The 11,593-nt window shown below is 66.9% G+C and carries 10 protein-coding genes; 9 read left to right on the top strand and 1 reads right to left on the bottom strand.

Going from position 1 to position 11,593, the window contains the following annotated elements:
• The 7 genes from VFT73_RS11525 to queC all read left to right on the top strand — a co-directional run.
• Positions 1–819, top strand: an 819-nt coding sequence (locus VFT73_RS11525; RefSeq protein WP_326411163.1) for an FAD-dependent oxidoreductase, incomplete at its 5' end; no start/stop codon positions are given.
• A gap of 221 nt (positions 820–1,040) precedes the next feature.
• On the top strand, positions 1,041–1,646 hold the full coding sequence (locus VFT73_RS11520) for a DUF4142 domain-containing protein (RefSeq protein ID WP_326411160.1): 606 nt from the start codon (positions 1,041–1,043) through the stop codon (positions 1,644–1,646).
• Positions 1,647–1,807: 161 nt separating this feature from the next.
• A complete protein-coding gene (locus VFT73_RS11515; protein WP_326411157.1) occupies positions 1,808–3,067 on the top strand; it encodes an amidohydrolase family protein in 1,260 nt (419 codons plus the stop codon).
• 110 nt (positions 3,068–3,177) lie between these two features.
• Positions 3,178–3,768 (top strand): phosphatase PAP2 family protein, encoded by a 591-nt coding sequence (locus VFT73_RS11510; RefSeq protein ID WP_326411155.1) that lies wholly within the window; start codon positions 3,178–3,180, stop codon positions 3,766–3,768.
• Between the two features lie 36 nt (positions 3,769–3,804).
• A complete protein-coding gene (locus tag VFT73_RS11505) occupies positions 3,805–5,082 on the top strand; it encodes a dicarboxylate/amino acid:cation symporter (RefSeq protein WP_326411168.1) in 1,278 nt (425 codons plus the stop codon).
• 124 nt (positions 5,083–5,206) lie between these two features.
• Positions 5,207–6,001, top strand: a complete 795-nt coding sequence (locus VFT73_RS11500; protein ID WP_326411153.1) for a PEPxxWA-CTERM sorting domain-containing protein — start codon at positions 5,207–5,209, stop codon at positions 5,999–6,001.
• 32 nt (positions 6,002–6,033) lie between these two features.
• Positions 6,034–6,753 (top strand): 7-cyano-7-deazaguanine synthase QueC, encoded by a 720-nt coding sequence (queC, locus tag VFT73_RS11495; RefSeq protein ID WP_326411151.1) that lies wholly within the window; start codon positions 6,034–6,036, stop codon positions 6,751–6,753.
• Positions 6,754–6,948: 195 nt separating this feature from the next.
• Here the strand turns inward: queC and VFT73_RS11490 are convergent, their stop codons facing one another.
• The gene (locus tag VFT73_RS11490) at positions 6,949–7,881 is read right to left on the bottom strand and encodes a tetratricopeptide repeat protein (RefSeq protein ID WP_326411149.1); all 933 of its coding nucleotides are present in this window, start codon (positions 7,879–7,881) and stop codon (positions 6,949–6,951) included.
• A gap of 140 nt (positions 7,882–8,021) precedes the next feature.
• On the opposite strand from VFT73_RS11490, the gene VFT73_RS11485 reads away from it, so the two are divergent.
• Together VFT73_RS11485 and VFT73_RS11480 are read left to right on the top strand one after the other, a co-directional pair.
• Positions 8,022–10,529, top strand: a complete 2,508-nt coding sequence (locus VFT73_RS11485; RefSeq protein WP_326411147.1) for a cyclic nucleotide-binding domain-containing protein — start codon at positions 8,022–8,024, stop codon at positions 10,527–10,529.
• Position 10,530: 1 nt separating this feature from the next.
• Positions 10,531–11,412 carry a hypothetical protein gene (locus tag VFT73_RS11480; RefSeq protein WP_414712819.1) on the top strand — a complete coding sequence of 294 codons (882 nt, stop codon included), beginning with the start codon at positions 10,531–10,533 and terminating at the stop codon, positions 11,410–11,412.
• Positions 11,413–11,593: the final 181 nt, after the last annotated feature.

The following is an 11,593-nucleotide window of genomic DNA, read 5'->3' as shown; positions in this document are numbered from 1 at the left end:
GACATGGGCGCGGACGTGACCGTGGTCGAGATGCTCGACCGATTGGTGCCCGTCGAAGACGCCGACGTCTCCGCGTTCCTGGAGAAGGCGGTCAAGAAGCAGGGCATGAAGACGATGACCGGCGCGGGAGTCGAGAAGCTTGAGGTCGGCGGACAAGGCGTCAAGGCGTCGGTCAAGGGCAAGGACGGCAAGACCGTCGCCGACGAGTTCAGCCATGTGATCGTCGCGATCGGCATTGTGCCGAACACCGAAAATATCGGCCTCGAAACGCTGGGCGTGAAGACCGAGCGCGGGCACATCGTCACCAACGGCATGTGCCGCACCAATGTCGAGGGCATTTACGCGATCGGCGACGTGACCGCGCCGCCCTGGCTGGCGCACAAGGCAAGCCACGAAGGCGTGATCGCGGCCGAGGCGATCGCCGGCAAGCACCCGCACGCGATGGACCCGAAGAACATCCCCGGCTGCACCTATTGCCGCCCGCAGATCGCCAGCGTCGGCCTGACCGAAGCGAAGGCCAAGGAAGCCGGCTACGAGGTCAAGGTCGGCAATTTCCCGTTCATCGGCAACGGCAAGGCGATCGCGCTGGGCGAGCCGGAGGGCTTCGTGAAGACGGTGTTCGACGCCAAGACCGGCGAGCTGTTGGGCGCGCACATGATCGGCGCCGAAGTGACCGAGCTGATCCAGGGCTACACGATCGGCAAGACCGGCGAGCTGACCGAGGCGGAGCTGATGGAAACCGTCTTCCCGCACCCGACGCTCAGCGAGATGATGCACGAAAGCGTGCTCGCCGCGTACGGGCGGGCGCTGCATATCTAGCCAGGTCTGGGCAGACCTCTCCGCTCGTCCTGAGCGGAGCGCGAAGCGCGTAGTCGAAGGGCGCAAGCTCCGACGTCGGTGCCGCGCCCTTCGACTACGGCCTGCGGCCTCCGCTCAGGACGAGCGTGGAATGTCAGCGCGCGCTGCCGCCCTCGCTTCATCGCGATTTCGGGAACATCGTAACGGGCCCGGCGTTCGGCGGCACTGGAGGAGAGAGCCCCATGAAAAAATTCGTCGCCCTTTCAACGGCCGCCGCGCTGAGCATGGCTCTGGCCGCCTGCGGTTCGAGCAACGATACCGCCAACGAAACCAACATGTCCGACAACATGACCATCACCAACGAGCTGGAATCGAACAGCACGATGATGGCCAACGACATGAACGCAACCGCGGCGGCGCCGATGACCGCGCAGGCGTTCGTCGACGCGGCGTCGGGCACCGACGCCTATGAGATCGCAGCCGCCAAGGCGGCGCAGGACAAGGCGAGCAGCAGCGACGTCAAGGACTTCGCGGCGCAGATGATCAAGGACCACACCAAGTCCACCGCCGACCTGAAAGCGGCGGCCGCCAAGGCCGACGGCAATCCGATTCCGTCCGGCACGATGAATGCAGAGCAGCAGGCGAACCTCACCAAGCTGCAGGGCCTGACCGGCGCTGATTTCGACACTGAATATGTGAACCAGCAGGTCGACGCTCACCAGAAGGCGCTCGACGCGCTGCAGGGCTATGCGGCGGGCGGCGATTCCCAGCCGCTGAAGGATTTCGCGAGCAAGACCGCCACGGTGGTCGAGCACCATCTCGACATGGCGAAGAAGCTGCAGAAGTAACCGCTTGGGCGGTAACCGTTCGCTTCGAGCGAAGTCGAGAAGCCTGTCCTGAGCTTTGTCGAAGGGCGTTTCTCGACTTCGCTCGACACAAACGGGACCTGTGAATGGCTTGTGCGTGGCCGAAGCCGCCCCTAACCCCTCCCGCATCAACGGGAGGGAATATGATCCGCAATCTGCTTCTGGGCGCGGCGCTGATCGCTGCGCCGGCGTCGGCCGAGACCGTCGTCGTCACGGCCGCGAAGATGGTCGACGTGCTGGCCGGCAAGACTGTCGACAACCCGGTCGTCGTCATCACCGACGGGCGCATCGCGTCGGTGTCCAGCGGCGGCGCGGTGCCGGCGGGAGCGACGCGGATCGACCTGCCCGGCAAGACGATCCTGCCCGGCCTGATCGACATGCACGTCCACCTGACCAGCCTGGCGGAGATCGGCGGCTATCGGTCGCTCCGCTACACCGACAGCTTCTGGCAGGCGGTCGGCGTCGCCAATGCGAAGAAGACGCTGGAGGCCGGCTTCACCACCGTCCGCAACGTCGGCTCGGCTGATTTCGACGATGTCGGGCTGATGCAGGCGATCGACGGCGGCTGGATTCCGGGGCCGCGGATCGTGCCCGCCACCTATGCGATCGGCGCGACGGGCGGTCACTGCGACGATAACATGCTGCCGCCGTCCTATGACCAGAAGCAGCCGCAGGTAATCAACTCGCCGGAGGAAGCGCGCGCAAAGGTCCGCTGGCTGCACAAATACGGCGCCGAGGTGATCAAGATCTGCGCGACCGGCGGTGTCTTCTCGCTGGGCGACGCCGTCGGCGCGCAGCAGCTGACCTATGACGAGATGAAGGCGATCGCGGACGAAGCGCACATGCTGGGCCTGAAGGTGGCCGCGCACGCGCACGGCGCCGACGGCATCCGCACCGCGATCCAGGCCGGTATCGACACGATCGAGCATGCCAGCCTTGCCGACGACGAAGGCATCAAGCTCGCCGCGCAGAAAAAGACCTGGTTCGACATGGATATCTATAACGACGATTATATCCTGGCGACCGGCACCGCCAACGGCACCGAGCAGGAAAGCCTCGACAAGGAAAAGATGATCGGTCGCCTCCAGCGCGAGACCTTCCGCAAGGCGTTCCGTGCCGGCGTGCCGATGCTGTTCGGCACCGATGCCGGCGTCTATCCGCACGGCCAGAATGCGCGCCAGTTCGCCAAGGAAGTCGAATGGGGCATGACGCCGATGCAGGCGATCCAGTCGGCCACCAAGAGCGCGGCGGAGGCTTTGGGGCGGACCGACGACGTCGGTGCTATCGCGGTCGGCCGATACGGCGACATCATCGCGGTCGACGGCGACCCGACGCAGGACGTGCGCACGCTGGAGCACGTCGCGGTGGTGATCAAGGGCGGCGAGGTGGTGAAGGGGCAGTGAATGACTGACCTCCCTCGTCATCCCTGCGAAGGCGGGGATCCAGCTTCTTTTTTCCTTCTCCCGCAGCGGAGCTCTGGATCCCGGCTTTCGCCGGGATGACGGGGAGGAGGATGAGCACTCAACTCCGCATCGCGCTCGTCCTCTTCGTAGCCCTGTTCGCGCTCGGGATCGGCCTGGAGATCGGCGGCACGCCGGCGCTCGATCCGTGGCTGTCGCACGTCGCGGCGGTCGGGCGGACGCGGAGCAATGTCTGGCTGGTGCTGTCGACACTGGGCAAGGGAGAAGTCGTCGCTGCCATCGCCCTGCTCGCGGCGGGCATGATGGCACTCAGGGGCCGCAGCCGCGACGCCCTTGTCGTCGTGTTCACCGTCGCGGCGCAGATGGCGAGCAACCCGTTGCTGAAGCTGCTGTTCGCGCGCGTGCGGCCCGACCTTTACCAGCACCTCGATCCGGTCACCGACCTCAGCTTCCCGAGCGGCCATTCGGCGCAGAATGCGTGTCTGTACCTGTTGCTCGCGCTGATGGTGCACAAGCGGATCGGCTGGCTAGGCGTGCCGCTGGCGATCCTGATCGGCTTCTCGCGCATCGTGCTGGGCGTGCACTGGCCGACCGACGTGCTCGCCGGCTGGATGGAAGGGGCGGCGTTCGCACTGCTCGGCGCGCATGTCAGCCGGACCTTGGCGGCCGATAGAAAAGCTTGATTGGAGGCGGGCGGGCCGCGCGCCATCTCGGGCCGCATGGTGCGCCCTTCGTTCGGAACCCAGATCGCTTTCGCCATGCTGTTCGGACTCGCCGCCGGCCTTGCCGCGCGCGCGTTTCCCGATGCGACGGCGCTCGCAACCGCGCTCGACCTGATCGGGTCGAGCTTCGTGCAGTTGCTGAAGGTGCTGGTGCCGCCGCTGGTGTTCGCGTCGATCGTGTCGAGCATCTCGAACCTGCGCGCGCTGTCGAACGCCAGCCGGCTGGTGACGCAGACCCTGCTCTGGTTCGGGATCACCGCGCTGATCGCGGTGTCGATCGGTATTGCGCTCGCGCTGACCATTCAGCCCGGGATCGGCGCGGGCGCCGACGCTGCCGCCGCGGCTGCGCCGCGCACGGTCGGCACCTGGCTCGACTTCCTGAAAGGACTGATCCCCGGCAACGCCCTGGGCCTCAGCGCCTCGACCAAAATTGTCGATGGAGCGCCGAGCACGGCGCTCGGCTTCAACGTGCTGCAGATCGTCGTCGTCTCCGTGCTGGCGGGTGTGGCGGCGCTGAAAGTGGGCGAGGCGGGCGAGCCGTTCCTTGCCTTTTCGCGCTCGCTGCTCGCGGTCGTACGCAAGCTCCTCGCCTGGCTGATCGCGCTGAGCCCGATCGGCGCCTTCGGGCTGTTCGGCCATGCCGTCGCCACCTATGGCTGGGATTCGCTGGCCCGGCTCGGCTGGTTCGCCGGTGCGGTGTATCTCGGCCTCGGTATCGTGCTGCTCGGCGTCTATCCGGCGCTGCTGGCGATGCACGGCCTCAGCCCGGCGCGCTTTTTCCGCGCCGCCTTGCCCGCGATCCAGCTGGGCTTCGTCACGCGCTCGTCGATCGGCACGCTGCCGGCGACCGAAGCGGTGGCCGAGCGGCTCGGCGTCGACCGCAGCTATGCAAGCTTCGCGGTCCCGGTCGCCGCGACCACCAAGATGGACGGCTGCGCCGCGATCTATCCCGCCATCGCCGCCATCTTCATCGCCCAATTCTACGGCCTGCCACTGGGCCTGACCGATTATGCGACGCTGGTGCTTGTCTCGGTGATCGGCTCGGCCGCGACCGCGGGCCTGACCGGCGCGCTCGTGATGCTGACGCTGGCGCTCTCGACGCTCGGCCTGCCGCTCGAAGGCGCGGGTCTGCTGCTCGCGATCGATCCGATCCTCGACATGGGGCGCACCGCGGTCAATGTCGCCGGGCAGGCGGTGGTGACGTACATCGTCGCGCACCGCGAGGGCCTGGTGACGGGCGATGAGCCGGTCGGCCATCTCGTCCCGGCCGAATAACCGATAGCCGACCGAAGCCGCGGTCCTCGGCTGCTCCGGAATGGGACGGCTGGGGAGCGTGCGTTGCCTTGACACTGCCGCGCGCAGGTATGACACGGTTTTTACAGCAAAATAGGGGGGCGCCATGAATATGTTCGCGCGCGTGTGTCTGTCGGCGGCAGCGCTGGCATCGCTTTCGGGGGCGGCAGATGCAGCCGTCCTGTTCTCCAACTACACGCCGTCCGATACGCCTGTCGTTCACGTATCGCATCGGCTGCCGCTCGATTACCGCGCTCCCGATGCCTCGAAATCCTACATCCTTGCCTTGTCGATCGCGCGCTTTTGCTCGGCCGACTGCTCGTCGGAGACGCGCGATTATGCATCGACCGATTTCGTCGCCCCGACCAGTTTCACCGCCTCCAATCTGATCGTGCCGACGCGGCTGTTCCAGGGCGGCACAGGCATGGAGGTCCAATACCGCATTCAGAAGCTGAATGCGGGAACGGGCGACTGGGAATCGCTTGGGATCGCGCGGTTGCAGACCAATCTGTTGATCGGCGCCTCGACGGTCGAGGCCGATCTGATGTTCGGTGAGGCGGGAGCCGACGAAGCCCACTTCCAGCGCATGCCGATCGATTTCGTCGCCGGAGAGCGCTATCGCCTGCTCGCCAGCTACAGCGGCGGCGGACCCGGCAATCTCTACTGGTATGCGAGCGGTCAGGCAGCGGCGCCCGGCCAGACCCGGATCTATAATCTCACGCGGCCCAGCGGCGACTTGCGGGAGTACGAGCTACCCTGGCAGCCAGCCTTCGCCTTGACCGACGGCAGCCTCGCCGGTGCGGCGGTGCCCGAGCCGCAGACATGGGCGCTGATGATCCTGGGCCTCGGCGCTGCCGGCTTCGGCGCCCGGCGCCGGCGGCGCCACGCCGCTCGGGCCTAGCGCGATCCCGCCCGTTGCCGCTAAGCGGCGGCATGTCTCTCAGGATCGAACCCGCGCTGGTGCTGTTCTCCGGCGGGCAGGACTCCGCGACCTGTCTCGCCTGGGCGCTGGACCGGTTTGCCCGCGTGGAAACGATCGGCTTCGATTACGGCCAGCGTCACCGGGTCGAGCTCGATTGCCGCGCGGCGCTGCGCGACGGCATGGACCGGCTGTGGCCCGGCAAGCTCGGCCCAGATCATATGCTCGATCTGGCGCTGCTCGGGCAGATCAGCGAGACGGCGCTGACCCGCGAAGCGGAGATCGCATTCGGAGCTGACGGGCTGCCGAGCACCTTCGTTCCCGGCCGCAACCTGATCTTCTTCAACCTCGCCGCCGCGATCGGCTACCGGCGCCAGATCCGCCATCTGGTCGGCGGCATGTGCGAGACCGACTATTCGGGTTATCCCGACTGTCGCGACGACACGCTGAAGGCGTTGCAGGTGGCGCTCGGCCTCGGGCTCGACCGGCGCGTCGTGATCCACACGCCCTTGATGTGGCGCGACAAGGCAGCGACCTGGGCGCTGACGGCCGAACTGGGCGGCGAGGGGCTGATCGAGCTCATCCGCACCGAAAGCCACAGCTGCTATCTGGGCGAACGCGGCACGCTCCACGATTGGGGCTATGGCTGCGGCACCTGCCCGGCCTGCGAGCTCAGGGCGCGAGGCTGGCAGGCGTATCGAACTCAGACCCCTCCCTTGAAGGGGAGGGGCTAAGAAGCCGCGACAATTTGCGACAAACTTGTGTGATCCCCGACATAGCTTTGCGACCTTTGGGCGCGATATGCTGATCTCAACAACGCGGATCACCCCTTCCCGTTGTTGAACCAGACAGGGCCACCCCTCCCTGTCTCCAGGACGACCCCAGTCCAGGGCCCCGCTCCCGACCCCAGGAGCGGGGCTCTTCTGTTTTCAGGCCCCGGGGACGCCGAGCGTCCGCGCCGCCTGCACCAGATCGGCGCGCGAGTCCGGATTGGCTGCAATCGCCTGCTGCAGCGCCTGTGCCGCCTCGCGGCCCTGGCCCAGCATCATCCGGCTGCGGATCAGCATCATCCAGCGGTCCGGCTGCTTCGGATCGGCCTTCAGCTTGGCGGCAAGGCCGTCGACCATGCCGCGCACCATCGCTTCCTGCTGGCCGGAGGGAAGCTGCGACGCGGCCGCCATCTGCTCGCGCGTCGGGCCCGGAATGCCATTCAGCGCCGCGGCAGGACCGGTGGGCGCGGCCGGTGCGAGCGGCTTCAGCGCCGCCAGCCGCGCCTTCACGTCGATCTTTTCCTTGTCGGCGACCTGCTCGATCGTCTTGCGCACATCGGCCTGCCAGGGCGCGTCGGCGGGCGAATCCTTCAGCAGCGCGAACCAGGTGTCGATCGCCTGCACGTGCTTGCCTGCCATGTCCTGCTCGACGCCGGTGAAATAGCGCGCGCGCGGGTCCTTCGGGTCGATCGCCAGCGCTTTCTTGAAGGCGGCGGAAGCGTCGTCGGGGATTTTTTCCCCGGAGCCGGCCAGCACCAGCGCCTCGCCCAGCGACGACCAATATTCGGCATTGTTCGGCGCCAGCTGGGCCGCCTTCTGATAGGCCATCGCCGCTTCGGCGAATTTGCCGGTCTCGAAGAACGACCAGCCGAGCATCCGCCAGCCTTCGGGATTGTTCGGATCGGCCTTGAGCTTCGCTTCCAGCGAGGAAATCATCGTGTCGACGTCGGGCTGCGGGTTGGCCGAAGCCGCGGCTGCCGGCGCCGGAGCAGGCGCGCGATTGCGCGAAACCGCGACCCCCACGGCGACGATCGCGATCGCCGCGGCAGCGAACAGCGCAAGGCGGGAGGCGGGCACTCTCTTCTCGGTCATTGCCATTCCGTCGTTTTTTGTGGCCTCAGTCACTAGCGAAGCGAACGGACTTTGGTAAGAAGGGGGCGGGGCCGCACCTTGTCCGGAACCGGCAGCAGCCGGACGGGCGTGTCAGAGCGTGTGAGAATAGGGGGAGAGGCGTGTCGGACGCTTTCCGCATCGCAATCGTCGGATCGGGACCTGCGGGCCTCAGCGCCGCCGGCCGGGCCGCAGAGCTGGGCCTCAGCCATGTGCTGCTGGAAAAGACGGACCACCTGTCCGACACGATCTACAAATATCAAAAGGGCAAGCACGTCATGGCGACGCCGGTGCAGCTTGCCCTGCGCTCGCCGATGGATTTCGATGCCGGCAAGCGCGAAGTGGTGCTCGGCACCTGGGACGAGCAGACGGCGAAACACGGCGTCAACGTGATGTACCATGCGGAGGTGAAGGCGATCACCGGGCAGGCGGGCGACTTCACGCTGAAGCTGACCGACGGCCGCGAGGTGAAGGCCGAGACCGTGATCCTGGCGATCGGCACCCAGGGCAATCCGAATCTGATGCGCTGCCCTGTCGAGGACGGCGCCGTCGTCCAGTACACGCTGGACGATCCGGCCGAATATAATGACGAACACATCACCGTGGTGGGCGGCGGCGACGCCGGGATAGAGAATGCGCTCGGCCTGGCCGCCGAGGCCGCGCAGGGCAACACCGTCTCCTTGTGCAATCGCTCAGCCGAATTCTCCACCGCCAAGGGACCGAACGTCGCGGCCCTGCTCGGCGCGCGCGATGCCGGCCGCATGCAGGTGCTGACCGAGACCACTCCGGCCAAGGTCGAGAAGGGCTGGATCACGTTCGACACGCGCGACGGCGAGCTCCGCATCCGCTGTGACCGCGTGATCGCGCGCATGGGCTCGGCGCCGCCGCGCGCGTTCGTTGAGGCGTGCTGCGCCGAGTTCGAGGACAGGGAAGACCCGCGCAACCCGGGCAAGACGATGCGCGGCGTCAAGGCCGGCACCGGCGTGCAGTTCACCAGCAACGACCGGCTGGCCTATCCGATCCTGTCGCCGACCTTCGAGACGACGGTGCCCGGCATCTTCGTGATCGGCGCGCTGGCGGGCTATCCGCTGATCAAGCACTGCATGAACCAGGGCTATGACGTGGTCGAGTTCATCAACGGCAACACCGCGCTGAAGCCCGCCGACGAGCCGATCCTCGAGAAGAAATTCGCCGGCTTGCCCAGGGGGCGCGAGGTCTCCGAATGGCTGGAGTTCCTGCGCACCAATATCGGCATCCTGCAGGGCTTGTCGCCGCTGCAGATGCGCGAGTTCATGCTCGATTCCGACGTGCGTGTCTACGAGCCCGGCGAAGTCATTTTCGTCCGCGGCGCGCGCGAGGATTCGCTGTTCGCGATTGCCGAAGGGTCGGTGCTGGTCGAGGTCAATCCGCAGGACCCGTCGATCACCGTGCCGATCGGTACGGGCGAGATTTTCGGAGAGGTCGGACTGATCTCCGGCCGCACCCGCGGCGCCACGATCCGCGCGGCCGAACGCAGCATTATCGTCGAGATTTCGCGTCTCGCCGCGCTTCGTCTCCAGCGTCAGGTGCCGTCGGCGCAGAAGGAAATCACGCGCATCTCGATCGAGCGGCAGCTGCTGCAATTGTTCAAGGCCGGGCTGACCAAGGACGACGTTGCCGAAGTGGTCGCCGGCGCCGAGGTGAAGACGGTCAGGGCCGGCGAGGCTGTCATCAGCGAGGGCGAGCAGGGCAGCGACGTGTTCGTGATCCGGTCCGGCTCGATGATCGTCGAGAAGACCGTCGGCGGCAAGCCGGTGTTCCTGAGCTATGTGCCGGCCGGCTCGTTCGTCGGCGAAATGGCGCTGATCGACGGCGGCCTGCGCACCGCGACGGTGAAGGCCGCGATCAAGGCCGACGTGATCCGGCTGCCCGGTGAAGCGTTCGCGCGGCTGATGGCGCAGAAGCCGGCGCTGGAGGCGCGCGTCCGCCAGGACATGGAGGCGCGGAGGATCGTCAATTCCTTCGTCGAGGAGCGCAAGCACAGCTTCTCCGGCGCGGTCGATCTCTATTCCCAGACCGCCAAGTTCCTGATCGACGAGGGAATCGGCGAAGCGACCGACGTGCTGCTGATCGACGAGAATCTGTGCGTCGGCTGCGACAATTGCGAAAAGGCCTGCGCGGACAGCCACGACGGCCTCAGCCGGCTCGACCGCGAGGCGGGCAAGACCTACGCGCACCTGCACGTGCCGACCTCCTGCCGGCACTGCGAGCATCCGCACTGCATGGCCGATTGCCCGCCCAACGCGATCCATCGCGGGCCGGACGGGGAGGTGTTCATTGACGACACCTGCATCGGGTGCGGCAATTGCCAGCGCAATTGCCCTTACGGCGTGATCCGGATGGACAAGGTGCCGCCGAAGAAGCCGTCGCTGCTCAGCTGGCTGTTCCTGGGCCTTGGGCCAGGGCCGGGCGAGCCGAGCCACGAATGGTCGGTTGAGAACGCGAAGGGCGAGAAGCCCAAAAAGGCGATCAAGTGCGACATGTGCTCGGGCATCGATGGCGGCCCGGCCTGCGTGCGCGCCTGTCCGACCGGCGCCGCGATCCGCGTCTCGCCGGACGAGTTCCTGACCGTCGCGCGGCTGGAGGCGTGACATGCTGATGGTCAAGAACCCGGCCCGGGCGAGCCGCCGCCAGCGGGCGAGCTCGCACGACGGGTTCCTCCAGTACAAGAATTTCCGCTGGGCCAAGATCGCCGCCGTGATCTGCGCGGTCGCGATCGCCGCCTATCTGATGATCGACGTGCAGCCGCGGCCGAATGGCGGCAGCGCGGAAGGCTATATCCTCGGCACGATCGGCGCGCTGCTGATCCTGTGGCTGACGCTGCTGGGCGTGCGCAAGCGGGCGATGACGCCCGGCCGCTGGTCGCTGAAGGCTTGGACCAGCGCACACGTCTATCTCGGCCTGTCGTTGATCGTCATCGCGACGTTGCACACCGGCTTCCAGTTCGGCTGGAACGTGCACACGCTCGCCTATGCGCTGATGATGCTGGTGATCCTGTCGGGCATCTGGGGCATCAGCATGTATGGCGCGCTGCCCAAGGCGTTGAGCGACAATCGCGAGATGATGACCGAGGCGCAGATGCTGGAGGCGCTGCGCTCGATCGATCGCCAGCTGCACGAAGCCGCGCAGCCGCTCGACCAGGAGCAGGCGGACCTGGTCCAGTCCTCGCTGGAGCAGAACCCGTTCGGCGGCGGCCTTTGGGCGCGGCTGAGCGGCCGCTATCGCAACTGCGCTACGCGCGCCGCCCAGGCCGAGCTTCGCCGCGGCGCCGCGTTCCGGCCGAAGCTTGCCGACGATCCGCTGGAGCGCATCGACAGCCTGCTGGAGCGGAAAGGCGCGATCCTGCACCGGGTGCGCCGCCATCTGCGGCTGAAGGCGCTGCTGGAGGTCTGGCTGTACGTGCATGTGCCGGTCACGTTCGCGCTGATCGCGGCGCTGTCGGCGCACATCGTCTCTGTCTTCTTCTACTGGTGACCGGGCGGACGGGGGCAAAATGAGCTTCAAGATCATCACGATCGCGCGAACGTCCGAGGGCCGTGAGATCCCGCGCGAGAAGCTGGTGCCGGGCGACGAGATCAGCGTCGGCCGCCTCAGCGAAAACGACGTTCATCTGGCCGACCTGGCGGTCGAGCCGCGCCATGCCGTGATCCGCCAG

The sequence above is a fragment of the Sphingomonas sp. genome, assembly GCF_035758555.1.
Classification (GTDB): domain Bacteria; phylum Pseudomonadota; class Alphaproteobacteria; order Sphingomonadales; family Sphingomonadaceae; genus Sphingomonas_B.
This window is presented reverse-complemented; position numbering and strand designations above follow the sequence as displayed.

Bases quoted from the DNA above. Each gene is read 5' to 3' on its own strand.
- queC (WP_326411151.1), top strand. From the start codon at position 6,034: ATGTCTCTCAGGATCGAACCCGCGCTGGTGCTGTTCTCCGGCGGGCAG.
- VFT73_RS11510 (WP_326411155.1), top strand. From the start codon at position 3,178: ATGAGCACTCAACTCCGCATCGCGCTCGTCCTCTTCGTAGCCCTGTTC.
- VFT73_RS11515 (WP_326411157.1), top strand. From the start codon at position 1,808: ATGATCCGCAATCTGCTTCTGGGCGCGGCGCTGATCGCTGCGCCGGCG.
- VFT73_RS11490 (WP_326411149.1), bottom strand. From the start codon at position 7,881: ATGACCGAGAAGAGAGTGCCCGCCTCCCGCCTTGCGCTGTTCGCTGCC.
- VFT73_RS11480 (WP_414712819.1), top strand. From the start codon at position 10,531: ATGCTGATGGTCAAGAACCCGGCCCGGGCGAGCCGCCGCCAGCGGGCG.
- VFT73_RS11520 (WP_326411160.1), top strand. From the start codon at position 1,041: ATGAAAAAATTCGTCGCCCTTTCAACGGCCGCCGCGCTGAGCATGGCT.
- VFT73_RS11500 (WP_326411153.1), top strand. From the start codon at position 5,207: ATGAATATGTTCGCGCGCGTGTGTCTGTCGGCGGCAGCGCTGGCATCG.
- VFT73_RS11505 (WP_326411168.1), top strand. From the start codon at position 3,805: ATGGTGCGCCCTTCGTTCGGAACCCAGATCGCTTTCGCCATGCTGTTC.